At 70.2% G+C, this 24,366-nt stretch carries 23 protein-coding genes; 6 read left to right on the top strand and 17 right to left on the bottom strand.

All coding sequences use genetic code 11. The features are described 5' to 3' along the window. Positions 1–16: 16 nt before the first annotated feature. Positions 17–1,258, top strand: a complete 1,242-nt coding sequence (locus AWB92_RS28220) for an SLC13 family permease (protein WP_085191563.1) — start codon at positions 17–19, stop codon at positions 1,256–1,258. An 11-nt stretch (positions 1,259–1,269) separates the two neighbouring features. Here the strand turns inward: AWB92_RS28220 and AWB92_RS28215 are convergent, their stop codons facing one another. After that, positions 1,270–1,581, bottom strand: a complete 312-nt coding sequence (locus AWB92_RS28215) for a DUF3303 family protein (RefSeq protein ID WP_068131308.1) — start codon at positions 1,579–1,581, stop codon at positions 1,270–1,272. A 111-nt stretch (positions 1,582–1,692) separates the two neighbouring features. Continuing rightward, positions 1,693–4,305 carry a LuxR family transcriptional regulator gene (locus AWB92_RS28210; protein ID WP_085191561.1) on the bottom strand — a complete coding sequence of 871 codons (2,613 nt, stop codon included), beginning with the start codon at positions 4,303–4,305 and terminating at the stop codon, positions 1,693–1,695. Positions 4,306–4,475: 170 nt separating this feature from the next. Between AWB92_RS28210 and AWB92_RS28205 the strand changes: the two genes are divergently transcribed. After that, positions 4,476–5,861, top strand: coding sequence for a 2-polyprenyl-6-methoxyphenol hydroxylase-like oxidoreductase (locus tag AWB92_RS28205; RefSeq protein WP_085191559.1), 1,386 nt, complete (start codon positions 4,476–4,478; stop codon positions 5,859–5,861). Here AWB92_RS28205 and AWB92_RS28200 read toward each other — a convergent pair. The 6 genes from AWB92_RS28200 to carD form a co-directional block, all read right to left on the bottom strand. Continuing rightward, positions 5,858–6,817, bottom strand: a complete 960-nt coding sequence (locus AWB92_RS28200) for a glycerophosphodiester phosphodiesterase (protein ID WP_085191557.1) — start codon at positions 6,815–6,817, stop codon at positions 5,858–5,860. The genes AWB92_RS28205 and AWB92_RS28200 overlap by 4 nt on opposite strands. Before the next feature lie 71 nt (positions 6,818–6,888). Continuing rightward, a complete protein-coding gene (gene rlmB / locus AWB92_RS28195) occupies positions 6,889–7,818 on the bottom strand; it encodes a 23S rRNA (guanosine(2251)-2'-O)-methyltransferase RlmB (RefSeq protein ID WP_085191555.1) in 930 nt (309 codons plus the stop codon). Positions 7,819–7,829: 11 nt separating this feature from the next. Next, the gene (cysS, locus tag AWB92_RS28190; RefSeq protein ID WP_085191553.1) at positions 7,830–9,239 is read right to left on the bottom strand and encodes a cysteine--tRNA ligase; all 1,410 of its coding nucleotides are present in this window, start codon (positions 9,237–9,239) and stop codon (positions 7,830–7,832) included. Positions 9,240–9,288: 49 nt separating this feature from the next. Continuing rightward, the gene (gene ispF, locus AWB92_RS28185; protein WP_068105709.1) at positions 9,289–9,780 is read right to left on the bottom strand and encodes a 2-C-methyl-D-erythritol 2,4-cyclodiphosphate synthase; all 492 of its coding nucleotides are present in this window, start codon (positions 9,778–9,780) and stop codon (positions 9,289–9,291) included. Beyond that, on the bottom strand, positions 9,777–10,463 hold the full coding sequence (ispD, locus tag AWB92_RS28180; RefSeq protein WP_085191551.1) for a 2-C-methyl-D-erythritol 4-phosphate cytidylyltransferase: 687 nt from the start codon (positions 10,461–10,463) through the stop codon (positions 9,777–9,779). Before ispD ends, ispF begins: the two co-directional genes overlap by 4 nt. 16 nt (positions 10,464–10,479) lie before the next feature. Further along, entirely contained in the window at positions 10,480–10,968 is a 489-nt protein-coding gene (carD, locus tag AWB92_RS28175) for an RNA polymerase-binding transcription factor CarD (RefSeq protein WP_003419482.1), read from the bottom strand. A gap of 290 nt (positions 10,969–11,258) precedes the next feature. Here carD and AWB92_RS28170 point away from each other — a divergent pair, with 290 nt between their 5' ends. Genes AWB92_RS28170 through disA form a run of 3 tightly spaced genes read left to right on the top strand, consistent with a single transcriptional unit; the run spans position 11,259 to position 14,325 of the window. Beyond that, positions 11,259–11,777 (top strand): hypothetical protein, encoded by a 519-nt coding sequence (locus AWB92_RS28170; RefSeq protein WP_085191549.1) that lies wholly within the window; start codon positions 11,259–11,261, stop codon positions 11,775–11,777. A gap of 50 nt (positions 11,778–11,827) precedes the next feature. After that, the gene (gene radA / locus AWB92_RS28165; RefSeq protein ID WP_085191547.1) at positions 11,828–13,255 is read left to right on the top strand and encodes a DNA repair protein RadA; all 1,428 of its coding nucleotides are present in this window, start codon (positions 11,828–11,830) and stop codon (positions 13,253–13,255) included. Further along, complete coding sequence (gene disA, locus AWB92_RS28160) at positions 13,252–14,325, top strand: DNA integrity scanning diadenylate cyclase DisA (RefSeq protein WP_067011390.1); 1,074 nt, start codon at positions 13,252–13,254, stop codon at positions 14,323–14,325. Before radA ends, disA begins: the two co-directional genes overlap by 4 nt. 6 nt (positions 14,326–14,331) lie before the next feature. Here the strand turns inward: disA and AWB92_RS28155 are convergent, their stop codons facing one another. Together AWB92_RS28155 and AWB92_RS28150 are read right to left on the bottom strand one after the other, a co-directional pair. After that, entirely contained in the window at positions 14,332–15,147 is an 816-nt protein-coding gene (locus tag AWB92_RS28155) for a hypothetical protein (RefSeq protein WP_142282361.1), read from the bottom strand. Between the two features lie 217 nt (positions 15,148–15,364). Beyond that, positions 15,365–15,982: a carbonic anhydrase gene (locus tag AWB92_RS28150; protein WP_085191543.1), complete on the bottom strand. Its 618-nt coding sequence runs from the start codon at positions 15,980–15,982 to the stop codon at positions 15,365–15,367. Between AWB92_RS28150 and AWB92_RS28145 the strand changes: the two genes are divergently transcribed. Continuing rightward, positions 15,981–16,880, top strand: a complete 900-nt coding sequence (locus AWB92_RS28145) for an A/G-specific adenine glycosylase (RefSeq protein ID WP_085191541.1) — start codon at positions 15,981–15,983, stop codon at positions 16,878–16,880. The two genes, AWB92_RS28150 and AWB92_RS28145, sit on opposite strands and share 2 nt — an antisense overlap. On the opposite strand, the gene AWB92_RS28140 is transcribed toward AWB92_RS28145, so the two are convergent. The 7 genes from AWB92_RS28140 to AWB92_RS28110 are packed head-to-tail and all read right to left on the bottom strand — an operon-like array spanning position 16,877 to position 24,227. Next, positions 16,877–18,355 carry an NADH-quinone oxidoreductase subunit C gene (locus tag AWB92_RS28140; RefSeq protein WP_085191539.1) on the bottom strand — a complete coding sequence of 493 codons (1,479 nt, stop codon included), beginning with the start codon at positions 18,353–18,355 and terminating at the stop codon, positions 16,877–16,879. The two genes, AWB92_RS28145 and AWB92_RS28140, sit on opposite strands and share 4 nt — an antisense overlap. Next, positions 18,352–19,821 carry a proton-conducting transporter membrane subunit gene (locus AWB92_RS28135; protein ID WP_085191537.1) on the bottom strand — a complete coding sequence of 490 codons (1,470 nt, stop codon included), beginning with the start codon at positions 19,819–19,821 and terminating at the stop codon, positions 18,352–18,354. The genes AWB92_RS28140 and AWB92_RS28135 overlap by 4 nt, the downstream gene beginning before the upstream one ends. Continuing rightward, positions 19,821–20,483 (bottom strand): hypothetical protein, encoded by a 663-nt coding sequence (locus tag AWB92_RS28130; protein ID WP_085191535.1) that lies wholly within the window; start codon positions 20,481–20,483, stop codon positions 19,821–19,823. The genes AWB92_RS28135 and AWB92_RS28130 overlap by 1 nt, the downstream gene beginning before the upstream one ends. Further along, positions 20,480–21,439 (bottom strand): NADH-quinone oxidoreductase subunit H, encoded by a 960-nt coding sequence (locus tag AWB92_RS28125; protein ID WP_085191533.1) that lies wholly within the window; start codon positions 21,437–21,439, stop codon positions 20,480–20,482. The genes AWB92_RS28130 and AWB92_RS28125 overlap by 4 nt, the downstream gene beginning before the upstream one ends. Further along, on the bottom strand, positions 21,436–23,367 hold the full coding sequence (locus AWB92_RS28120; protein WP_085191680.1) for a proton-conducting transporter membrane subunit: 1,932 nt from the start codon (positions 23,365–23,367) through the stop codon (positions 21,436–21,438). Before AWB92_RS28120 ends, AWB92_RS28125 begins: the two co-directional genes overlap by 4 nt. Positions 23,368–23,408: 41 nt before the next feature. Continuing rightward, positions 23,409–23,888, bottom strand: coding sequence for an NADH-quinone oxidoreductase subunit B family protein (locus tag AWB92_RS28115; protein WP_085191531.1), 480 nt, complete (start codon positions 23,886–23,888; stop codon positions 23,409–23,411). Positions 23,889–23,891: 3 nt separating this feature from the next. Further along, positions 23,892–24,227: a lsr2/espR transcriptional regulator gene (locus AWB92_RS28110; RefSeq protein WP_068105752.1), complete on the bottom strand. Its 336-nt coding sequence runs from the start codon at positions 24,225–24,227 to the stop codon at positions 23,892–23,894. Between the last annotated feature and the right edge of the window lie 139 nt (positions 24,228–24,366).

Genomic DNA, 24,366 nt, shown 5'->3' with positions numbered 1-24,366 from the left:
TTAGGCCAGAAACTTGATGGGACTGACCGCCGCGCTGTTGTTGCTTGCTGCCGTGCTCGTGTTCGCGGTCGTCCGCCCAAGGGGTTGGCCGGAGGCGGTGGCGGCGGTCCCGGCGGCGCTCATCGTGATCGCGGTCGGCGCGATATCGGTGCGTCAGGCGGCCCAGGAGGTGGCCGGGCTGTCGGGAGTGGTCGCCTTCCTCGGCGCGGTCCTGGTGCTGGCCAAGCTGTGCGACGACGAGGGGCTGTTCGAAGCGGCGGGCGCGGCGATCGCGCGGGGGCGCGTCTCGTCGGGCGGTCTGCTGCGGCGGGTGTTCGTCGTCGCCTCCCTGATCACCGCCGTGCTGAGCCTGGACGCCGCCGTGGTGCTGCTGACCCCGGTGGTGCTGGCCGCGGTCCGCCGGCTGCGCACCCCGCCGCGGCCGTACGCCTATGCCACCGCTCACCTGGCTAACGGCGCCTCCCTGCTGCTGCCGGTGTCGAACCTGACCAACCTGCTGGCGTTTCACAGCGCCAACCTCTCGTTCACCCGCTTCACCGTGCTGATGGCGCTGCCGTGGCTGGGCGCGGTGGCGGTGATCTACGTGATCTTCCGCTGGTTCTTCGCCGGCGACCTGCGCGTCCAGCCCGACTCCGAGGAACTCGGTCCGGCGCCGCGGCCCCCGGTGTTCGTCTTGGTGGTCGTTGGGCTGACCCTCGCCGGGTTCGCGGTCGGCCAGTCCGTCGGGGTCGCTCCCGCGTGGGTGGCGGCCGCCGGTGCCGCGGTGCTCGCGGTGCGCAGCCTGAGCCGCGGGCACACCTCCGTGGCTGAGATCGCACGCTCGGTGCACGTCTCGTTCCTGGTGTTCGTGCTGGCGCTGGGAGTCGTGGTCCGGGCGGTCATGCTCAACGGCATGGACAGGGCCATGTCGGCCGTGCTGCCGTCCGGTTCGGGTCTGTCCGCGCTGCTCGCGATCGCCGCGATAGCCGCCATGCTGGCCAACGTCGTCAACAACCTGCCCGCCACGCTGGTACTGCTCCCGCTGGTCACGCCCGGCGGTCCGGTGGCCATTCTGGCGGTGCTGATCGGGGTGAACGTCGGCCCAAACCTGACCTACGTGGGGTCGCTGTCGAACCTGCTGTGGCGCCGCGTGCTTCGCCGACACGACGTCGACGCCGGCGTCGGCGAGTACACCCGCCTCGGGTTGTGCACAGTGCCCATCGCGCTGGTGGTCGCCGTGGTCGCGCTGTGGGCGTCCACACGGCTACTGGGTGTGTGAGGTGCGCGGGTTCAGCCGACCGCCTCCCTGAACGCCACGCCCTGCTGCAGGGCCTGCGCGGCCTCGGCGATGTCGAGGACGGGATAAATCTGGTAGTCGAGGATGGTGGCGAATTGGCTTGTGGTCTCGACCAAGTCGGCCGGATTGTCGGTCTCGACCACCGCGAATCCGCCCCCGCCGTCGACGCGCCCGACGAACTGGTGGTACGTGGTGCTCTGTGGCGGCGACCACTTCGAGTAGGCGGCCAATCCCCGCCGCAAGCTTTCGTCGTTCTCCGCGGCCGTGCCGTTCAGGCGGTACGTCCAAGACACTACGTACTTCATCGCTTCTCCTTGTCTGGTCGGGCCAACTGGGCTCTGCAGGCACGCTACGGCCGACCTGACGCGCGCGAATGAGTAGCTGAGTACTCGATTTTCAGTTGCGGCCCGCCGGGGCTACCCGCCGCCCGGTCCCGATCGCACGATCGAGGCCAGCTCCTCGCGCGATTGGGCCCCCACCCGCTGGCACGCCCGGTAGATGTGGCCCTCCACGGTGCGCACCGACATCACCAGCTTCTCGGCGATCTGGCGGTTGGACAGACCGGCGACGACGAGTTCGACGACGTCGCGCTGACGACCCGACAGCTTGATTCCCTCCGGGGTTCGCAGGGCCGGTGTGCAAAGGCCGCCGCACTCGTCGGCCAGTTCCCTCGCCAGCGCCGCGGCATACAGCGCGCGCTTGTGCTGCTGGCTTCCGGCGAATGCGGCGGAGGCCTGCGCCGCGGCGTCGGCGGCCACGGCCTTGTCACCGATCGCCCGGTAGGCCGCCGAGGCCGCCAGCAGGCCCTCGCCGTCGCCGCCGAGCAGAGCCTTCGCGTGCAGCGCGATCGCGTCGGCCAGCGGCAGCGACAACGCCTCGGCCAGCTCCGCCGCGCGGGCCGCCCCAAACGCGTCGCCCCACTGCGCCGCGGCTTGGATGCACGCCAACTCGTGGGTGGGCTGGCCGCGGTCGCGGGCAAGTTGTGCCGCTTCCCGTGCGCTGGCCACCGCCTCGCTCAGCTGGCCGTTCGCCGCCATCGCCCACCCGTCAGCCAGCGACAAGGCGGTGTGCATGAACAGGTAGTCCGCCGGCACCGCCGAGCGCGCCCAGGCCGCCGCGTCGTTCGCTTCGGCGGCCTGGCCGAGCTTGGCGTGCGCCTCGGCCAGCGCGAAGTAGCTGGCCGCACGCAAACCCGTTGTGACCGCGTGTATTTGCACTCCCGCAGCCGCTTCGTGCAACAGGCGGGCCGCGTCGGCGACGGCGCCGCGGACGAGCTCGGCGTTGCCGAGCAGGAAGGCCAGGTTCGCGTAGGCAAGGCCGGGGACGTCCCGGGCCGCATCAGCCATTCGCTTTGCCGTGCCGACGAATTCGTCGATGCGCCCGGTCAGACGGCAGGCCCGGCCATACACGCCGCCGAACCAGAACCGCAGATGCGACGCCTGAAACGACGTGGTCGCGCGCCTCAACGCCTGCTCGGCGACGGCGGACAGGTCCTCGACCTCACCCAGCGCCCCCATCGCCATGATCAAAGCGAGCGCGGCCAGCAAGGCATGCAGGTCCGGGAGGTCGCCGAAAGCCAAGGCCTCCCTTGCTCTTTCGGACGCGATCCGGCAGCGCGCCGATATCGCGTCGAGGCACGCCTGCACCGCCAGGCGCTCGGCCACCTGCGCCTCGGTCTCCGGGCCCGTGGCAAGGCCATCGAGGATCACCGACGCGTCGGCGGGCTTGCTGAGCATGAACATCAGGTTGATCGCCCGGATCGTCGCCCAGTGGTGACCGTCGGGGCGGTCGATCAGATCGCGCAGCGCCGCCTCGGCCTGCTCGCCGTGTCCGAGCAACACCAGGTTCATCGCACGCACGCCGGCCGCCCCGGGCGCCCCGGCCCGGGCGGCGGCCGTCGCGAACCGGTCGGCCAGATCCAGATCCAGCAGCGTCATGGCGTGCCGCGCCGCTTCCAGATACAGCTCGGGTTCGGGCTCGAGATCCGATTCGAGGTGCAGCAGCGCACGGCGAACGGTGGCCTGCATGTCGGTGTCGGCGTTTTTGACCAGCCGGCAAGCGAGCTTGCCCCGGAGCGACGACAAGTACATCTCGCCGGCGCTCGCGCGGCGCAGCTCGCCGAACAGGGGATGCGCCAGCCGGGCCATCAACCCGCCGGCCGTGCGTTCGACGCTCACCAGGCCCATGCTTTCGGCGACCGCCAGGTCCCGGCGGGGCACCAAGTCGCACAGCACATCGACCGCGAGTGGCTCGCACTGAGACAACATGTCGACGACCAGCGCCGGCTTGGGGCTGAGCCGATCCAGATGGCGGCCGACCGTGTCGGACAGGCTCGGCGACACCGCGACATCGCCGTCCCATATCCACACCCCGGCGACCTGCCGCATCTGGCCCGCCGCGACCTGATCGGACAGCAACTGCCGGAGGAACAGCGTGTTTCCGCCGGTCAGCTTCCGGAACCGGGCCGCACACCGCGCGTCGATGGGACCGCCCAGCGTGCTCTCGATCACCTCGCGCGTGGCCGCGGCCGACAGCGGTTCGAGATCCAGGCGAGCCAGCAATCCCTCCTTCCACAACGCCGTCACCGCATCCGGTTCGTCGCTGCCGGTGCGGATCGTGACCACCAGCCGCACCCCGCCCGACTGGGCCAGCTCGTGGACGACGAGGGCGGACAAGCCGTCCAGCAGGTGCGCGTCGTCAACCCCGACCACGACGCGACCACGTCGCTGTTGTGCGACAAACGAATTGATCACCCGGCGCACATTGGTCAGCGGGTCCGACATCGCCTCGCCCAGCAGGCCGATAAACGCCCCGAGCGGCAGAGCGCGCGCGGATTCGGTGCCGACGAGCCACTGCGTGCGCTCACCGGAAGCCTCGGCGCGCCGCAGCGCTTCGCGGGCCAGCCAGGTTTTGCCCACACCGGCCGCTCCGGCGATCAATACGCCGGAGTGGTTGCCAGCCCCGCCCAGGGCGCGACGGACGAGCGCAAGTTCGCTGTCGCGCCCGGTCAGCGGTTTACCGCTGATCACTCGGCGACTATAACCGGTTGTCTCCGCGCCTAACAGGCCATTTCACCCGTGTTTCGGTGCCGGATCGGCGATGCCGGCGGCGAAGTTGCGTAGCCGACTACGCTATCGGCCCTCACGGTTTGCTGTGAGCATCGCTTTCATCAGCTGGCGGATCGGCGAAGGCGGTAAGCATGATCAAGATCGGCAGTAACGCGGTGGTACTGGGAGCGAGCATGGCCGGTCTGCTGACCGCGCGGTCGCTCGCCGACTTCTTCGACACGGTGACGGTGGTGGAGCGCGACCCGCTGCCCGACGACGACGCCGGTCGACGGGGCGTTCCCCAGGGGCGGCACCTGCACGCCCTGTTGCCCCGCGGCGCCCAGGTGATCGAGGAATTCTTCCCCGGCGTGCTCGACGAGTTGGTTCTCGACGGCGCACAGTACTTCGACGGGCGCGATCTGTCGCGGCTCCACTACAACGTGGGCGGGCACCTGTTGGCGCAAAGCGGCAGCGCCACGTCTTTCACGGCCTACTGCGCGACGCGGCCCTTCGTGGAGGGTCACGTCCGTCGGCGGCTGCGGGAGATCCCCAACGTCGTAGTGCTGGACGAGCACAACATCGTCGGCCTGGCCGCGACGCCCGATCGCCGTCGGGTCACGGGGGCGCGGGTGGTCAGCCGCCGTACCGGCGAATGCGCCGTGTTGAAGGCCGATTTGGTGGTCGACGCCACCGGCCGTGCCGCGCACACCCCGGGGTGGCTGGACGGTCTGGGATACGACCGCCCGTCCGAGGATCGTGTGGTGGTGCACTTGACCTACGCGAGCCAGCGCCTGCGCATGGCCGCGGATACGCCGCACGAGCTGGGTTTCCTGGTCGGCATCGTGCCGGGCACGCCCAGAGGCGTCGGCTTGCTGCACTGCGAGAACGACACGTGGATCTTCACGGTGATCGGCGTCGCCGGTCAAGAGCCCCGGGGCGACCTTGAGGCGATGTGCGATTTCGTGGCCGATTGCGCACCCGCCCACTTGCTCGACGCGGTGCGGCGTGCCGAACCAATCGGCGAGCCGGTGCGCCACAAAATGCCGTGCAGCCAATGGCGCCGTTACGACAAATTGCGCCGTTTCCCGGAGGGCCTGCTGGTCACCGGCGACGCGGTTTGCAGCTTCAACCCGGTCTACGGCCAGGGCATGACCGTGGCCGCGCTCGAGGCGCGGGCGATGCGTGACTGCTTGTCAAGCGGCACGGAGGATTTGGCGCGGCGCTTCTTCCGCGCGGCGGCGGTCCCGATCCGCCAGGCCTGGCAGCTGTCGACCAACCCCGACCTTGCGCTGCCCGAGATCGAGGGCACCCCACCGCTGTCCGCCCGGCTGCTCAATGGGTACCTGGATCGCGTGCTCAAGGCGGCGGAAACCGACGTCGCCGCGGTGGATCAGTTCGTCCGGGTGACCTCGCTGGTCGACCCGGCGACCAAACTGCTGCGCCCGGGGATGATCTGGCGAGCCGTCCGTGCGCGCCGCCAGGGCAGCGAAGGGCTCCACGCCGCGGACGACGCCTTGGCCGAAAGCGTGGCGCCCTAGCCCCGGCGGTAGGCCGGCGGCAGCGGCACGCCGAGCGCGGCCATGACGGCGCGCGCCCGCGTCGGGAAGTCGGTAATGATGCCGTCCACGCCGTAGGCGATCTGGGCGCGCATGGCGTCGGCGTCGTTGACCGTCCACGGAATCACCTCAAGCCCCAACGAATGCGCGTGATCGACGTAGGGCTTTCCGGTGACCAGCGCATAGTTTGGCGAGACGGCGTTGGCGCCGACCAGCAGCGCCCCGAGCGTCGGGTCGCCGACGGCGCCGACGTCGATGCCGTTCAGCCACGGAGAGCCGGGCATCCAGGTCTCCTCGTTGTACAAGGCCACCAACGGGATTGACGGCTCAGCCCGGTGCACAATGGGCAGCGTTCGCCAGTCGAAGCTCTGAATCTCCACGCGATCGACCTTGCCGCCGGCCCGAACCGCGGCCAGGATCACGTCGACGAATTCCTGCGGTTCGGCCGACGCACCCGGGTGGTCGGCTTCGACCTTGGTTTCGACGTTGTAGCGCACGCCGGCCCGGTACGAGTCGGCGAGCGCGAAGACCTCCGGCAGCGTCGCGATCTTGTTGCCGCGCACCACCTCCGCGTCGGGAAACTCGGCGAGCCGCTCGCCGCAGTCGAGCGTGCGGATCTGCGCCAGGGTGAGCTCGTGCACCAACTTACCGACGTACGGGTAGGCCGGGTCGCCGGCGAACGCCGGTCCGGTGTCGGAGCACTTATCCGCCTGGAGCGTCGGGTCGTGCCATACCAGCGGCTGGCTGTCCTTGGACAGGACGATGTCGAGTTCCAGTGTGCTGACGCCAAGTTCGAGCGATTTGGCGAATGCCCGCAGCGATTCCTCGGTCGTCTCACCGCGCCCGCCGCGGTGTGCCTGCAGGTCGAATTTGGGCGGTTCCGCGCCGGCGGGCGATGCAAGGAGCACCGCCAGCGCAAGCAGCACCACGGCCCACATTCGCGAGCAGACGCAAAAGCCCCCAACTCTTCGGCGTGTCGGGGGCTTTAGTGTCTGCTCGGCCAGAGGACTCAGCCCCTGCGCTGGCGGGCGATTTCGGCCAACACCACCCCGGCGGCCACCGAGGCATTCAGCGATTCGGTTCGGCCCGCCATGGGAATCGAGACCACCTGGTCGCAGGTCTGCCGAACCAACCGGGACAGGCCCTTGCCCTCCGAGCCGACGACCATCACCAACGGGTCGGTGCCGTCCAGGTCGTCGAGCGTGGTGTCGCCGTCGGCGTCCAGCCCGATGACGCGCAACCCGCCGTCGGCCCAATTCTTGAGCGCCCGAGTCAGATTCGGTGCCCGCGCCACCCGCAACCTTGCCGCCGCCCCGGCGCTGGTGCGCCAGGCCACCGCCGTCACCGAGGCCGATCGCCGCTGCGGGATCAACACGCCGTGACCGCCGAACGCCGCGACCGAGCGGACGATGGCGCCGAGGTTGCGGGGATCGGAGATGTTGTCCAGCGCGACCAGCAGCGCGGGCGGCGATCCGGCCGCGGCCGCGAGCAGGTCGTCCGGATGGGCGTAGTCGTAGGGCGGCACCTGCAACGCGATGCCCTGGTGCAGGTGATTCGTGGTCATCCGGTCCAGGTCGGTGCGCGGAACCTCGAGGATCGCGATGCCCAGATCCGCTGCGCGGGAAACTGATTCGGTGAGTCGCTCGTCGGCCTCGGTGCCCAGCGCCACGTAGAGCGCGGTCGCGGGGACGCCGGCGCGCAGGCACTCGAGCACCGGGTTGCGGCCCAGCACCGTTTCGGTCTCATCGGTGCGCTTGGCGGGTCGGCGCGGCTGCGACTGGGTGCGCCTGGCGGCGGGGTGGTTGGGGCGCAGGTGCGCCGGCGGGGTGGGGCCGCGGCCCTCCAGCCCGCGGCGGCGCTGGCCGCCCGAGCCGACGACTGCGCCCTTCTTGGTGCCGGGTTTGCGTACCGCCCCGCGGCGCCGCGAGTTGCCGGCCATCTACTTGACTGTCACTTTTCTGGACCGCCGTGCAGTTCCCACTGCGGGCCGTCGGCGGTGTCGGTGACCTCGATGCCGGCGTTCTTGAGCCGATCCCGGATCTCGTCGGCGAGCGCCCAATTGCGTTGCTGGCGAGCCTTTTCCCGGTTTTCGATCTCGGCCGCCACCAGCACGTCGACGGCGGCCAGCGCGGCCGACGTCTCGTCGCGGGTTTCCCAGCGCTCGTCGAGCGGGTCGCAGCCCAGGATGCCCATCATGGCGCGGATCGCGCCGGCGTGCTGCAGCGCGCCCTCGTGATCGCCGGCGTCGAGCGCCCGGTTCCCTTCGGCGCGGGCGTGGTGCACCTCGGCCAGCGCGATCGGCACCGCCAGGTCGTCGTCGAGGGCCGCGGCGAACTTGGGCGTCCACTCGCCCGGCTCGAAGGCGCCGACGCGGCTGCGAACGCGGTGCAGGAATTCCTCCACTCCCACATAGGCTTTCACGGCGTCCTGCAGGGCGGTTTCGGAGAATTCCAGCATCGACCGGTAGTGGGCGCTGCCCAGGTAGTAACGCAGTTCGGCCGGGCGAACCCGCTGCAACATCGCCGGGATGGCCAGCACGTTGCCCAGCGATTTGCTCATCTTCTCGCCGCCCATCGTCACCCAGCCGTTGTGCAGCCAATAGCGGGCGAAGCCGTCCCCGGCGGCGCGGCTTTGCGCGATCTCGTTCTCGTGGTGCGGGAAGATCAGGTCCATCCCGCCGCAATGGATGTCGAATTCCGGCCCGAGGTAGGTGCGCGCCATCGCCGAGCATTCCAGGTGCCAGCCGGGACGTCCGCGGCCCCACGGCGAGGGCCACGACGGCTCGCCCGGCTTTTCGCCCTTCCACAGGGTGAAGTCGCGCTGGTCGCGTTTGCCGGTCGCCACGCCCTCGCCTTGGTGGACGTCGTCGACCCGGTGCCCGGACAGCGCGCCGTATTCCGGGTAGCTGAGCACGTCGAAGTACACGTCGCCGTCCGCCGCGTACGCGTGGCCGGTTTCGATCAGGCGTTCCATTAATTCGACCATCTGGGTGATGTGCCCGGTCGCCCGCGGCTCGGCCGACGGCGGCATGACGTCCAGGGCGTCGTAGGCGGCGCTAAAGGCCCGTTCGTAGGTGGCCGCCCACTCCCACCATGGCCGGCCGGCCGCGGCGGCCTTGGCCAGGATCTTGTCCTCGATGTCGGTCACGTTGCGGATGAATGCCACGTCGTAGCCGCGGGCGATCAGCCAGCGGCGCAGGATGTCGAAGGCCACCCCGCTGCGGACGTGTCCGATGTGTGGCAGGCCCTGAACCGTGGCGCCGCAGAGATAGATCGAGACGTGCCCGTCGCGCAGCGGAACGAAATCACGCACGGCACCGGCTGCCGTGTCGTGAAGCCGCAAATTGGGGCGATCGGTCACGACGTGCCAGCTTACCGGGTAGTTCGGGGCGCCCGGCCGAGCGCGTGGCCTACAGGACGCTCACTCGATTGCGCACGACGAGCGCGGTCGCGATCGCGGCCAACCCTTCGCCGCGCCCCGTCAAACCCAGCCCGTCGGTCGTCGTCGCCGACACCGAGACCGGCGCCCCCACCAGACGCGACAGGACCTCCTGCGCCTCGGCGCGCCGCGGGCCTACCTTGGGGCGGTTGCCGATCACCTGCACGGCGGCGTTGCCGACCCGGTAGCCCTGGCGGGAGACGAGCGCGACGACGTGCCGCAGCATGTCGGCGCCGGTGATGCCTTTGACACGCGGGTCATCGACGCCGAACACCGCCCCGACATCGCCCAACCCGGCGGCCGACAACAGCGCATCGCACAGCGCGTGCGCGCCCACGTCGCCGTCGGAGTGGCCGGCGCAGCCGTCGTCGTCGGGAAACAGCAGCCCCAGCAGCCAGCACGGTCGCCCGGGTTCGATCGGGTGCACGTCGGTGCCCACGCCGACCCGCGGCAGCTCGGTCACCGCCGCACGACCGTTTGCGCCAGCAACAGATCCAGCCGGGTGGTGATCTTGAAGGCGAGCGGGTCGCCGTCGACCACCTGCACCTGGCCGCCGACGTGTTCGACCAGCGACGCGTCGTCGGTGAAATCGGCGGTCCCCGCGCGCTCGTAGGCGCGCAGCAGCAGATCGGTGGCGAAGCCCTGCGGCGTCTGCACGGCGCGCAGGCCGGCCCGCTCCGGCGTGCCGAGGACCACCCCGTTGGCATCCACGGCCTTGATGGTGTCAGACAGCGGCAGCGCGGGCACGACGGCCGCGTGGCCGGACCGCAACGCGTCGACCACCCGCACGATCAGCCCGGGCGGCGTCAACGCCCGGGCGGCGTCGTGCACGAGGACGAATTCGACAGACGTGGGCAGGGCGGACAGCGCCAGGCGCACCGATTCGGTCCGGTCGGCGCCGCCTGCGACGACGGAAGCGCGGTCACCCAGCAGCTGCCCGGCCTGGTCGATGCGGTCGGCGGGCACGGCCACCACGACGTGGTCGACGGCGCCGGAATCCAGCAGCCCGGCGACGGCGCACTCCAGCAGGGTGCGCCCGTCGAGTTCACAGAACGCTTTCGGGATGCCGGCGGCCAGCCGCTGACCCGACCCGGCGGCCGGGACGATTGCAACTACTTTGCCCGGGACGCCGGTTTCGTCGGCCACCAGAGCGTCAGGGCCTTCAGGAAGCGGCGGCCAGAACCTCGTCGAGGATGGTCTCCGCCTTGGCGTCGTCGGTGCTCTCGGCTAGTGCCAGCTCACCGACCAGAATCTGGCGGGCCTTGGCCAACATGCGCTTCTCGCCAGCCGACAGACCCCGCTCCTGGTCGCGACGCCACAGGTCGCGCACCACCTCGGCCACCTTGTTCACATCGCCGGAGGCGAGCTTTTCCAGGTTGGCCTTGTAGCGGCGGGACCAGTTGGTGGGCTCTTCCGTGTGGGGAGCGCGCAAAACCTGGAAGACCTTGTCCAGGCCCTCCTGGCCAACGACGTCGCGAACACCGACGTACTCGGCGTTTTCGGCGGGTACTCGAACGGTCAGGTCACCCTGCGCGACTTTCAAGACGAGATACTCTTTTTGCTCCCCTTTGATGGTCCGGGTTTCAATCGCCTCGACTAACGCAGCACCGTGATGTGGATAGACAACGGTGTCGCCGACCTTGAAGATCATCTGATTCGAGCCCCTTTCGTTACTTCATGCTAGCACGGCGGCCCTAGGCGTGCGGAACAACGGTGCAGGTCAGGGGCACAACACGGGCGGATTAGGGGTTGACAGGCGGAGCGGGACGTGCAAGGGGTCACACTACGCCGGTCCCGATCGGGCCCGAGCAGCCACCCCTGCGGGGCCCTGCCGCGCTGGTCCGGTGCCCTGCGCTACCGCCGCGAAGACCTTCCTACTACTGTGCATAGTTGCATAGTCGAACCACTGACATGGTGGGTCAGCCGAGCAGGAGGCTTTGAGTGAACCGCTTCGCCGTCGTCGGTCTGGTCGCCCTGGTCGCCGCCCTGCTCAGCGGTTGCGGAGCCGGTCAGATCTCCCAGATGGCCACCCAGGAACCGGCGGTCAACGGCAACAAGGTCACGGTCAACAACGTGGCGCTGCGAGACGTCCGGATGCAAGCCGTCCAGACCGGCGACTTCCTGCAGCCGGGCAAGACGGTGGATCTGGTGGCGGTCGCCGTCAACCAGTCACCCGATGTCCCGGACCGGCTGGTCAGCATCACCAGTGACGTCGGCGCCGTGACGATCGGCGGCGACGGCCGGCTGCCCGCGGGCGGCATGCTGTTCATCGGCACGCCCGACGGCCCGAAGGTGGCGCCGGGCCCGATCGAGTCCAACAACGCGGTCAAGGCGACGGTGGCACTGGCCAAGCCCATCAGCAACGGCCTGACCTACAGCTTCACCTTCAACTTCGAGAAGGCCGGGCCGGCCACCTTGCTGGTCCCGATTTCGGCGGGAGTGGGCCCACAACCCGCCTGACTCGGCCTGTCTTTCCGGGGCTTGTCACACCGGCCCGATACCGTCATGACGTGGCCCATGCGCGCTCCCAATACCGCTGCTCGGAATGCCAGCACGTCACCGCCAAATGGGTGGGTCGCTGCCTGGAATGCGGCACCTGGGGCACCGTCGACGAGGTGCCCGCGCTCGCCGCGGTGGGTGGACGCGCCCGGCGTCCCGCGGGGGCGGCTTCGCGGGCGGTTCCGATCAGTTCCATCGAGCCGACCGCCAGCCACCACCGTTCGACGGGCATAGGAGAACTCGACCGCGTGCTCGGGGGCGGCGTGGTGCCCGGCTCCGTCACGCTGCTGGCCGGTGATCCCGGCGTGGGCAAGTCGACGCTGTTGCTCAAGGTCGCCCACCGCTGGGCCCAGTCGGGCCGGCGCGCCCTGTACATCTCCGGTGAGGAATCCGCCGGCCAGATCCGGCTGCGCGCCGACCGGATCGACTGCGGCGGTGACGAGGTCTACCTGGCCGCCGAGTCCGACGTGCACACGGTGCTCGAACACATCGCCACGGTCCGGCCTGCGCTGGTGATCGTGGACTCGGTGCAGACCATGTCCACCACCGAGGCCGACGGCGTCCCCGGCGGGGTCACGCAGGTGCGCGCGGTAACCGCGGCGCTCACCGCGGCCGCCAAGGCCAATGGCGTCGCGATGATCCTGGTCGGCCACGTCACCAAGGACGGGGCCATCGCGGGGCCGCGCTCCCTGGAACACCTCGTCGACGTGGTGCTGCACTTCGAGGGCGACCGCAACGGCACGCTGCGGATGGTCCGCGGCATCAAGAACCGGTTCGGCGCGGCCGACGAGGTCGGCTGCTTCACGCTGCACGACAACGGAATCGAGGGCGTCTCCGACCCGTCGCACCTGTTTTTGGATCAGCGGCCGGCGCCGGTCGCCGGCACCGCGATCACGGTGACGCTGGACGGCAAGCGACCGCTGATCGGCGAGGTCCAGGCGCTGCTGGCGACCCCGGGGGGCGGCTCGCCGCGCCGTGCCGTCAGCGGCATCGACCACTCCCGCGCCGCGATGATCACCGCGGTGCTGGAGAAGCACGGCCGGCTGGCCGTCGCCATGAACGACATCTACCTGTCCACCGTGGGCGGCATGCGGTTGACGGACCCGTCCTCGGATCTCGCCGTCGCGATGGCGCTGGCCTCGGCGTACTCCGACCTGCCGTTGCCGACGACGGCGGTGATGATCGGTGAGGTGGGGCTGGCGGGCGACCTGCGGCGGGTCAGCGGCATGGAGCGACGGTTGGGTGAAGCCGTGCGTCAGGGATTCAGCATCGCGCTCATCCCCGACGGCGACGATCCGCGCCGCGAGATAGTGCCGGATGGGATGCGAGCGCTGCGGGCGCCAACCATCGACGCGGCGCTGCGACACATGAAAGCCATCGCTCAGCGCGGCACTGGCTGGACGCATAACGCAGTGGGGCCGCAGAATGACACGCTGTGACCCGTCCGACACTGCGTGAGACCGTCGCCCGCCTGGCGCCGGGCACCGGGCTGCGCGACGGCCTAGAGCGCATCCTGCGCGGCCGCACCGGCGCGCTGATCGTGCTGGGCAACGACGACAACGTCGAGGCCATCTGCGACGGCGGCTTCGCCCTCGACGTCCGGTACGCGCCGACGCGGCTGCGCGAGCTGTCCAAGATGGACGGCGCCGTCGTGCTGTCCACCGACGGCAGCCGCATCGTCCGGGCCAACGTGCAGCTGGTTCCGGACCCGTCGATACCGACCGACGAATCGGGAACCCGGCACCGCTCGGCGGAGCGGGCCGCGATCCAGACCGGCTACCCGGTGATCTCGGTCAGCCACTCGATGAACATCGTCACCGTCTACGTCGACGGTGAGCGCCACGTGGTGGCCGATTCGGCCACTATCCTGTCGCGGGCCAACCAGGCCATCGCGACGCTGGAGCGGTACAAGACCCGGCTCGACGAGGTCAGCAGGCAGTTGTCCCGGATGGAGATCGAGGACTTCGTCACCCTGCGCGACGTGATGACGGTGGTGCAGCGGCTCGAGTTGGTCCGGCGCATCGGGCTGGTGATCGACTACGACTGCGTCGAGCTCGGCACCGACGGGCGGCAGCTGCGGCTGCAGCTCGAGGAGTTGCTGGGCGGCAACGACCTGGCCCGTGAGCTGATCGTGCGCGACTACCACGCCAGCCCCGAGCCGCTGTCCGAGGCGCAGATGACCGCGACCCTGGACGAGCTGGACGCCCTGTCGGATACCGAATTGCTCGACTTCACTTCGCTGGCAAAGGTTTTCGGCTACCCGACGACGACCGAGGCGCAGGACTCGGCGCTCAGCCCGCGCGGCTACCGCGCGATGGCCGGGATCCCGCGGCTGCAGTTCGCCCACGCGGACCTGCTGGTCCGGACCTTCGGAACGCTGCAGGGCCTGCTGGCGGCCAGCGCCAACGACCTGCAATCGGTCGACGGCATCGGCACGATGTGGGCCCGCCACGTGCGGGAGGGGCTGTCGCAACTGGCGGAGTCGACGATCGCCGACCCGCTCACCTGAGCTCGGTCAGCCCGCGGGAGACGGGCCCGGGGCGGCCCCCGGCGGCCCCTCCGGCGGCGGCGCCATCGCCGGCTGACCCGGCTGACCCGGCACCGGCCCGGGCGGCGGTGGCGGCTGATTCAGGATGAATGGCACCGGCATCGAGCGCAGGTTGCCCAGCTGCACGACGAGGTTGTAGGTGCCCGCCCCGATCGCGGGCCGCGGCAGCGGGCAGTGCGGCGCCGACCCCATGCCGGTCCACGTCACCGCCGTCGTCACCTGCTCGCCCGGCGTGAAGGTCTTCACCAGGGTCTCGTTGGACGGCGCACAGTCGAGGTTCGACCACAGCCGCTTGTTGTCCAGCGAGTACACGTAGGCCGCCAGCACCGCGGCCCCGACGTCGCGCTTGCAGGACACCAGGCCGATGTTGGTGACGACCATGGTGAACTTCGGCTGGTCGCCGATGAAGTACTGGGGCGCGTTGGTCAGGCCCTTGACGGCCAGCGTCGAATCGGGGCAGTCATCGCCCTCCTTCAACACGGGCGGCGGCTGGACCGCGGCGGTGGGCGTGACCGACTCGGGGTTCTGTCCCGGCGGCGCCACCGGGGTGACGCCCTCCTGCCCCGCCGGCGGAGGGGCCTGGGCCGGCGGCGCGGCCGGCTTGCTCTCGGCGGTGCCCGGCTTGCCCACGCTGGCGGGTTTGGCGCCAGTGCTGTGGCTCATGAAGGCGACGATCGTGGCGACCACGACCCCGATCACGACGACCGCGATGCCAAGGGCCAGGCCCCTGCGCCGCCAATAGATCTCGGTGGGTAGCGGGCCACGCGGTTCCAGATCCAGCACGATCACACCGTAGGCCCAGGTCACGCCAATTTGTTATATCCGGCCCGGCGTGTCGCGATGTTTGCTGGCCGACCGCCGTGCTAGTGGGCGCCTTTCAGCGTGCGCCCTGGGCCCTGCGCGTGCGGCCAGGGTGACGACACACCGAGGCACTCCACCGCCGGCGCACACTCAACGCCGGCACCGCACACAAACGTCGGCGGGTCGCGGAATCCGGCGGTTATTCGCCGATATCCCCGACATGGTCTACCAGCGCCGCCTTGCCGTCGGCGAGGTGATAGGTGACGCCCGCGATGCCCACCGTGCCCGCGCCCACCCGCTCGGCGATGGCCGAGGAACGCGCGACGAGTTGTGCGAGCGTCTCTTTGACGTGGCGTTCCTCGAATTCGTCGACGCGGGTCAGGCCGTCGCGTCGGCCCATCAGGATCGACGGCGCAACCCGCTCCACCACATCGCGCACAAAACCTGGGGGTATTGCGCCGTCCTGAATCGCCGCTAGGGCCGCCTTGACGGCGCCGCAGCTGTTGTGGCCGAGGACGACGATGAGCGGCACGTCGAGCACCGTCACCGCGAACTCGATGGAGCCGAGCACCGCGGAGTCGATGACCTGCCCGGCGGTGCGGACCACGAACATGTCGCCCAAACCCTGGTCGAAGATGAGCTCGGCGGCCACCCGGCTGTCCGAACAGCCGAACACGACCGCGGTGGGCTTTTGACCGGCGGCCAGGCTGGCCCGGTGATCGACGCTTTGGCTGGGATGCTGCGGCTTGCCGGCAACGAATCGCTCGTTACCCTCTTTGAGTGCTTTCCACGCGGTTATCGGGCTGGTGTTCGGCATGGCCCATATCATGCCGCACCCGCACATGAACGTCAGCCCGGGCGAGCTCATCGATTGGTACGAGCGGTCCCGCCGTGACTTGCCTTGGCGCCAGCCGGATGTCACCGCGTGGCAGATCCTGGTCAGCGAGTTCATGCTGCAGCAGACACCGGTGACCCGGGTGCTGACGATCTGGCCGGACTGGGTGCGGCGCTGGCCCACCGCGTCGGCGACCGCCGCGGCCAGCGCGGCCGATGTGCTGCGGGCGTGGGGCAAGCTCGGCTACCCGAGGCGCGCCAAGCACTTGCACGAGTGCGCCACCGTCATCGCGCGCGACCACGGCGACGTGGTCCCCGACGACATCGAGGTGCTGCTGACGCTGCCCGGCGTCGGCAGCTACACCGCGCGCGCCGTCGCATGCTTCGCCTACCGTCGGCCGGTGCCGGTGGTCGACACCAACGTGCGGCGGGTGATCGCCCGCGCCGTGCACGGCTTGGCCGACTCCGGGCCACCGTCCGCGGCGCGGGACCACGCGGACGTCTCGGCATTGCTGCCCGATGACGAACGGGCGCCGACGTTTTCGGTGGCGCTCATGGAGTTGGGCGCGATCGTGTGCACCGCCAGGTCCCCGCGCTGCGGGTTGTGCCCGCTTGGCGAGTGCGCGTGGCGGCGAGCCGGCTATCCCCCCGCCCAAGGGCCGGCCCGCCGCGTCCAGACCTATGCGGGAACCGACCGCCAGGTGCGCGGACGATTGCTGGACGTGTTGCGCGCCAAGGACTCTCCCGTCACCCGGGCGGAACTCGACGTGGCCTGGCTGAGCGACACGCAGCAGCGTGACCGGGCGTTGGATTCGCTTCTTGCCGACGGACTGGTGACACGGACGGTCGACGGCCGGTTCGCGTTGCTGGGCGAGGGCTAGAGGTCATTGCCCGCGTACGACTGATTGAAGCTTTTGTTGACCAGCGGGAAGTCCGGGACGATCGTGTCGGCCATCGCGACGGGCAGCGCGGGCCAGTTGAACCAGGACGGGTCGACGATCTTCGCGCGCGTGATCCGGTCGGCGGCATCGGTTTCGACGCGGTGCACGATGGTGCCGCGCCAGCCTTCGACGATGCCAATGCCACTTCGGGGCCCGGGTGAGGCGGGCGCCGCCTCGACGTATTCGATTGGGCCACTGTGTGACTCGATCAGATGACACGCCAGCTCGGCGCTCGCCGCGAACTCGTCACGCCGCACCGTGTAGCGGCCCAGCACGTCACCGGTGGCGGCGCCGACCTCGGTCACGGGCAGCGCGCAGGCGGGATGTTCGATTCGCGCGTCGGTGCGCATACCGCTGGCGCGCGCCACGTAGCCCAGGCACCCGAGGGCCTCGGCGTCTTCCTTGCCCAGAACCGCCGTCCCGGCGAACCGGTCGTACACCACGGCGTTGTGCAGCGTCAGCTCAGCGATCTCGGCGACATCCGCGGCAATCCGCCGCAACGCGTTGGCATCCGGCAGCGCCCGCAGCGCGACCGCGCCCGGGCGGATGGCGCCGCGCACCAGCCGATGTCCGGTGACGATCGCGTTGAGTCGCAACAGCTCCTCGCGCACGCGTTGCGCGTGCGCGTGGGCGATGCCGAAGCCGACGTCGTTGGCCAGCGCGCCCAGGTCCGCGGAGTGGTTGTACAGCCGTTCGAGTTCGACGAGCAGCGCCCGCAGTCGGTGCGCCTCGTCGGGGAGTTCAATCCCGAGCGCATCCTCGACTGCGAGGCAGTGGGCGAGCGCGTGCGCGGCGGAGGTGTCGCCGCTGGCGCGTTCGGCCAAGTCGACCGCGCCGCCGCTTGGGCGGCCCTCGAAGAGCCTTTCCAGGCCCCGGTGGACGAACCACAGTCGGGCCTTGAGCCGCAGCACGGTTTCGCCGGCGACGGAGAAGCGGAAGTGGCCGGGCTCGATCAACCCCGCGTGCACCGGACCCACCGGGATCTCGTACACCCCTGGCCCCTCGACGGTGACGAACGGAAAATGGCTGCTGCCATCGAATTTGGGGGCGGTCGGCGCGGCGCTGCGCATCGGATACCACTCCTCCGGCCAGTGGGCGTGGCGCACCAGCCGTCGCGGCTTGGGATGCCCGAGCGGCCGGATACCGTACAGGTCCGCTATCTCGCGCTCGAACCGGCCGGCCACAAACGACAGATACGCCAGCGATCTGATCTCCGGATTATCCTTCGGCACAACGCATTCCAATTCGACGCGGCGATCGGGCCAGCCGGCCAGGAAGAGATATACGACGCGAAAGGCGCCGCCATCGTCGTGGGCGGCCATCAGGGCCAAACGAAAGCCCCTGTCCAGCAGCATTTCCGCCGTCTCCGCCAGGCTGGGTTGGGATACCCTGTGACGCACCCAATCACGGCTCATCGCGGGACCCCGACCTCGCTGGCGGCGGTGGTGAACAAGCCGGTGAGCGGGCCCGCGGTGACACCGAGCACCGCCGACGCGGCGACCCCGATGACCAACGCCGCCGCGACCGTCCGCGGCACCGTGATCTCCGGCGCGTCAGCGCGGCTGTCCCCCAAGAGGACTCGGCCGAAGTTGCGCGCCAGCGCGGCGAAGGCGATCGCGACCAACAGCAGGCCCGCCCCGATGGCCCACGTGAGCCTGGCATCGGCGAGCGAGCGGACAATGGCCAACTCGCTTGCGAACATCGCAAACGGCGGCAGCCCGAGCAGCACGACCACACCGACCGCGAGCGCTGCACCGACCAGACGGGAGCGCCGCAGCACGGCGCTCATGTCGGCGATCGCGGTGGAGCGGTGCGCGGCCTGCAGCTGGCCGCTCGCCAGGAAGAGGACCGTTTTCCCGATTCCGTGGGCCAGGACATGCAACAGCAGCGCGGCGACGGCCAGCGTGGTTCCCGCGGCCGCGGCGATCGCGATCAGGCCCATGTTCTCCATCGAGGAGTAGGCGAGCATGCGCTTGAGGTCGGGGGTCACCGTCAGCATCAGGGCCGCCACCACCAGCGTGGCCAGCCCGATCACCAGTAGCCAGGACCGCATGAAGGTGGGCCCGGTGGCCGCGTCGATGATCGGCTTGAGTCGGATCAGTACCGAGAAGGCCACCGACAGCAGCACCCCGCTCATCAGCGCGGAAACCGGCGCCGGGGCCTGGCTGTGCGCGTCGGCCAACCAGGTGTGGAACGGAAACAGCCCGACCTTCGCGCCGTAGCCGATGAGCAGCAACCCGCCCGCGAGCCGGGCGATGTCGGGATTCAGCGTCCCGGCATGCGCCGCCAGCACGTCGAGGTTCAGCGCGGCCGCGGCCGGGGCGCCGGCGTGCTCGGCCGCGTAGTACAGCAGCACCGTGCCGAGGAAGGCGACTGCGATGCCGACCGAGCAGATCACGACGTACTTCCACGTCGCCTCCAGCGCGCCGCGGGTGCGGTGATGCCCGACCAGGAAGGCGGTGATCACGGTGGTGGCTTCGACGGCGATCCAGATGACCCCGATGTTGTTGGCGCACACCGCCACCACCATCGCCGCCAGGAAGGCCGACGTCAGCGCGCCGTAGATTCGGGCGCCGCGCGCGTCGGTGTGGCCGTGCGCGAGCTCGGCGTCGAGGTAGCCGATGCTTGCCCAGGTGGCCAGTGCGGCAACGATTCCGATGACGATCAGCATGGTGACGGTGAGCGCGTCGACGCGCAGCAATCCGCCCAGCGCGAACTGCGTCCCCGATCCGACCCGGAACCCCAGCGCCGCACCGCATCCGAGCACCGTCATCGCCGACAAGGCGATCAGCGTCGCCGTCGCCCGGCGCCAGCCGGCGATCAGTGTGGCGACCGACGCACCGACCGGCGCGAGGATCGCGGTGAGCAGCAGAGCGGTCATCAGTCGTGCAGCTCCTGCAGCCGGTCCAGGTCGGCACCCCCGAACGCACGAGACAGCCGGCCGGTCAGCACGCCGATCACGATGACCGCGAACAACACGTCCAGCGACGCGCCGAGCTCGACGATCATGGGCACCCCGGCCGTGAGCAGGAACGCGGTGGCGGCGATTCCGTTGTCCAGCATCAGGAATCCCGCCGCCTGCGACACCGCATGGCGCCGTGTCACCATCACCAGCAGCGCAATGAGAACGACCGCGGTGGCGGCCGGGACGGCAGTCGTCGTGGCCGCCGGCTGCAAATTCACCAACGGCCGGGTGGCCGCGAAGGCGGCCAGCGTCAGCGCGGCAGTTATCAGCAGTGACGTGGCCGTGTTCACGAGCGGGGTGGCTTCGCGATGCGACTGCGGTCCGGACCCGACGGCGCGGGACAGCAGCCGCGGCAAAACGACGGCCCGCAACACGAAAACCGCGATGCCGACGCCGATCAGCGCGCCGTCGCCGTCGTACATTCCGCGCAGCACGGGGATGGCCGCCAGCGCTGCGCCCTGCATCGCCAGCAGGCGGACGATGGCGACCAGGTCGCGGCGCCACACGATCAGCACCGCACCCAGGAGCAGTCCGCCGGCGGCGAGGTCCAGGAGAACCGCAAAGGTGTCGGGCGTCATGCCGGCACCGCGAAGAAGTTGGCGGCGACCACCGCGAGCAAGGCCAGCAGGAACGACCCGGAAAGCAACTCGGGGACCCGGAACAGCCGCAGCTTCGCGACGAAGACCTCGACGGTGGCCAGCAGCCCTGCGAGCACCGCGACCTTGGCCACCACCGCCGCCAAGCCGGCGAGCACGGCCAGCGCGGTGGGCTGGGCGCCGGCGATGCCCCACGGCGCGAACAGGTTTGCCAGCAGCGCCAAGAGCACGGTGAGTCGCATGCCGGCCGCCCACTCGACCAGCGCCAGCCGCGGCCCGGCGTATTCGAGGATCATCGCCTCGTGAACCATCGTCAGCTCGAGGTGGGTCGCCGGATTGTCCACCGGCAGCCGGCCGGTCTCGGCGACGATGACGATCACCAGCGCGGCGAACGCCAGCACCGCGGCCAGCGACACCACCTGCCCGGGATGGTCGATCGTATGTTCCACCAGGGCACCGAGATTGGCCGACCCCGCGGGCATCGACAGGGCGAAGACCGCCAGCAGGATGGTGGGCTCGACCAGGGCGGCGATGGTGATCTCGCGGCTGGCGCCCATGCCGCCGAACGAGGTGCCGGTGTCAATGCCGGCCAGGGTCAGCGCGACGGTGCCCACGAACAGCAGGCCGACGACGGCGAACAAGTCGGCGCTGGTGTCGAGCGGCGAGCCGGTGGCGACCAGCGGCGCGATCGCGGCGATCAGCAACGCCGATCCGGCGACGATCGCGGGAGCGGCTGCGAACACCACCGTCGTCCCGCGCGGCGTAACCTGTTGCTTGCCAAGCTGTTTGACGATGTCCCGCCAGGGCTGCAGGAGGCCGCCCCCGACGCGGCCCTCCCAGCGCGCCCGCACCTGGCGCGTGAGGCCGACCACCAGCGGCGCCCCGGTCATCACGCCGCCGATCTGCGCGGCGCCCGCGACGTAGGACCAGACGTTCATCGGGCGACCACCAACACGGTCAGGACGCCCAGGGCACCGTAGGCCAGATACAGGTGCACACTGCCGGTGTGGGCGCGCCGCACCAACACCGCCGCCGCCGAAATCGCCTGGACCACCGGCATGTAGAAACGCTCCTCGATCGCATCGCCGATGCTGCTGCGATAGGTGATCTTGTCGGCCAGGTACCGCGACCCGGCGTTGGGCACGACTTCGATGTTGGTGTCCGGGCGCAAGACGTCGTCGAAGACGCGCTGCAGCGGCTCGGCGAACGACGTGGCGGTGTACTGCATGCGTGCCGTGAGATCCTCCGCGCCACAAGCCCATAGCGGCAACGTGGCGGGTTGTGGGCGCTGCGTCCGGCGCCACCGAGCCAGGACGGCGACGGTTAGCGCGGCCACGACGACACCGGCGGCGATCACGCCGGGCGCGATCGATCCCTGCAGGCCCGGGAGTCGCACCACGGCGCCGAGGTCGGTGAATTGCACCGCCCGCGCCGCCGGCAGCGCGGCGACCGTCCGGCGCAGCGCGGGAGCGACGACCGAGGGCGCCACGGCGAGCACCACACAGGCGACCGCCGCGACCGCCATCCCCGCCAGCATGCTGCCCGGCGCTTCGCTGGCCTCGGCGGCCCGCGCCGAGCGCGGCCGGGCCAGGAATCCGATCCCGAACGCCTTGACCATCGCCGCCACGCCCAGGCCCGTCGTGAGTGCGACGGCGCCCACCGCCAGCGGCGTGGTCAGCGCCAACACCGTGACATGTTGCGGGGCCGCGTGAATCAGCGACTGGACCAGCAGCCATTCGCTGACGAAGCCGGCGCCCAGCGGCAGCCCGCATGCCCCGAGCGCCGCCACCCCGAACAGCGTGGTGGTCGCCGGCATCCGGCGGGCCAGACCGCCCAGCCGGTCGAGGTCGCGCAGCCCGGTCGCCGCCAGCACCGACCCCGCGGCCAGGAACCCGAGGCTCTTGAACGCCGCGTGCGCGATCAGGTGCAGCATGGCCGCGACCGCGGCGATCGTCGCCGGCCCGTTCGCATCGGCGGCGGCGAACAGGGTGGCCGCACCCAGCGCCAGCGCGATCAACCCGAGGTTCTCGGTGGTCGAATAGGCAAGCAGCCGTTTGAGATCCGTGGCCACCGAGGCCTGCACCACGCCGTAGAGCGCCGAAACGCCGCCGACCAGCATCAGGGTGAGACCCCACCAGCGAGGACCCGGGCCGAGCAGCTGCATGTCGATGCGGCAGATGCCGTAGACACCGAGGTTGACCATCGCCGCGCTCATCAGCGCCGACACCGGGCTGGGCGCCTCGGGATGGGCGCGCGGCAACCAGGCGTGCAGCGGCACCAGACCGGCCTTGGAACCGAATCCCGCCACGGTCAAGACGAATACCGCGGTGCGCGCGCCCTGCGGGATGCGGTGCAGGTCGGCGAACCGGTCGGCGCCGCCGGCCGCGGACAGCACCATGAGCCCGACCAGGATCGCGACGAACCCCAACTGGGTCATCACCGCGTACGCCAATGCGGCCGAACGAACCTGCGGGCGAGTGTGTTCGGCCAACACCAACACCAGCGACGCGAGCGCCATCAGTTCCCATGCCAACAGGAAGCTGGTGACCGACGCCGCCGGCGGTACCAGCAACATCGACGTGACGAACAGCGGCAACACCGCCAGTGCCGTCCCGCCCAGATGCTCGCGGCGCGCATAACCGATCGTGTACGGGCCGACGACGACGGCGACCGCCCCAACCAGCGCCATGAAGAACCCGCCGAGCGGGTCGAGGCGCAGCTGCACCCCCGACAGCGGCAACAGCCACCCGATGCGCACGTCGCGCGCCGAACCGAACATTCCGATCGTGCCCGCCCATACCCCGCCCGCGCCGAGCAGTGACGTCAGCACACCCGCGAGCGCGGGACGGAAGTCCCTGCGGACCATAAGGCTTGGCGCGGCCACCGGACGCGTCGCCAGTTCCGCGGTCACTTGCCGGTCACCGATCTGAGCGCCTCGACGATCTGACCCGGGGTCGGCGGGCAGCCCGGGATCTCCACGTCGACGGGCACCAGCTCACCCACCGCACCGACCACGCCGTACGCGTTCGCGAACACCCCGCGGTTCAGGGCGCAGTCCCCGCATGCGATCACCCGGCGTGGCAGCGGGGTGGCTTCGAGCGTCGCGGCCAACGGGTCCACCATGTTGCGCGTCACGACGCCGGTCACCAGCAGCGCGTCGGCGTGGCGCGGGGAGGCCACCAACCGCGCACCGAACCGCTCGGCGTCGTACACCGGTCCGAACGCCCCGGCGATCTCCACCTCGCACCCGTTGCAGGAACCCGCGTCGACGTGGCGGATCTGAAGCGAACCACGCACCCCGGCAAGCGGTTTCACCACCGGCCGCGGAGCGGGTGTAGCGGGTTCGGCGATCCGGCCGACCCGGAACGCTTTGCGGATCCACCCCATGCGCTACCCCGCGCCGCCGGCGCGCAGGTCCTCCAACACCGCCACGCGGTCGCTGAGCACCCCGGTGAGAACCTTGCGCGCAACCAACAGCAGCTCGGCGATGTCCGGCGAGGCGATCGAATAGATCATCGTGTTGCCGTCCCGGTGCGCGTCGACCACACCCGCGCGGCGCAAAACCCCCAGCTGCTGCGACAGGTTCGACGACTCCAGCCCCACCTCGGGCAGCAGTTCGGCGACCGACTTATCCCCGGTGACGAGGAGCTCGAGGACCCTGATCCGCGCCGGGTGCCCCAACGTCTTGAAGAACTCGGCCTTGACCTTGTACAGCGGCACCGACACGGCAGCTCTCCTGAAGACTCTACGTTTCCTAGATTCGAACGATTGAAGAATTTATCAAATAGTGCCGCGATCCGCACCGCGGGGTCCGGCTTCGGGCCGTGTCCGGGAGTGGGACGGCGAGCCGCAAGTGCTGGGCGTT

The sequence above is a fragment of the Mycobacterium sp. IEC1808 genome, assembly GCF_002101935.1.
Lineage (GTDB): Bacteria > Actinomycetota > Actinomycetes > Mycobacteriales > Mycobacteriaceae > Mycobacterium.
The sequence above is the reverse complement of the archived record's forward strand: the minus strand, read 5'-3'. Positions and strand labels throughout refer to the sequence as shown.

Coding starts and splice junctions, on each gene's coding strand:
- carD (WP_003419482.1), bottom strand. CDS start 10,968: ATGATCTTCAAGGTCGGCGACACCGTTGTCTATCCACATCACGGTGCT.
- AWB92_RS28150 (WP_085191543.1), bottom strand. CDS start 15,982: ATGCCGAACACCAGCCCGATAACCGCGTGGAAAGCACTCAAAGAGGGT.
- AWB92_RS28130 (WP_085191535.1), bottom strand. CDS start 20,483: ATGACGCCCGACACCTTTGCGGTTCTCCTGGACCTCGCCGCCGGCGGA.
- AWB92_RS28145 (WP_085191541.1), top strand. CDS start 15,981: ATGGCCCATATCATGCCGCACCCGCACATGAACGTCAGCCCGGGCGAG.
- rlmB (WP_085191555.1), bottom strand. CDS start 7,818: ATGGCCGGCAACTCGCGGCGCCGCGGGGCGGTACGCAAACCCGGCACC.
- AWB92_RS28140 (WP_085191539.1), bottom strand. CDS start 18,355: ATGAGCCGTGATTGGGTGCGTCACAGGGTATCCCAACCCAGCCTGGCG.
- AWB92_RS28115 (WP_085191531.1), bottom strand. CDS start 23,888: ATGGGGTGGATCCGCAAAGCGTTCCGGGTCGGCCGGATCGCCGAACCC.
- AWB92_RS28125 (WP_085191533.1), bottom strand. CDS start 21,439: ATGAACGTCTGGTCCTACGTCGCGGGCGCCGCGCAGATCGGCGGCGTG.
- AWB92_RS28220 (WP_085191563.1), top strand. CDS start 17: ATGGGACTGACCGCCGCGCTGTTGTTGCTTGCTGCCGTGCTCGTGTTC.
- AWB92_RS28120 (WP_085191680.1), bottom strand. CDS start 23,367: ATGGTCCGCAGGGACTTCCGTCCCGCGCTCGCGGGTGTGCTGACGTCA.
- AWB92_RS28205 (WP_085191559.1), top strand. CDS start 4,476: ATGATCAAGATCGGCAGTAACGCGGTGGTACTGGGAGCGAGCATGGCC.
- AWB92_RS28200 (WP_085191557.1), bottom strand. CDS start 6,817: ATGTGGGCCGTGGTGCTGCTTGCGCTGGCGGTGCTCCTTGCATCGCCC.
- AWB92_RS28215 (WP_068131308.1), bottom strand. CDS start 1,581: ATGAAGTACGTAGTGTCTTGGACGTACCGCCTGAACGGCACGGCCGCG.
- AWB92_RS28135 (WP_085191537.1), bottom strand. CDS start 19,821: ATGACCGCTCTGCTGCTCACCGCGATCCTCGCGCCGGTCGGTGCGTCG.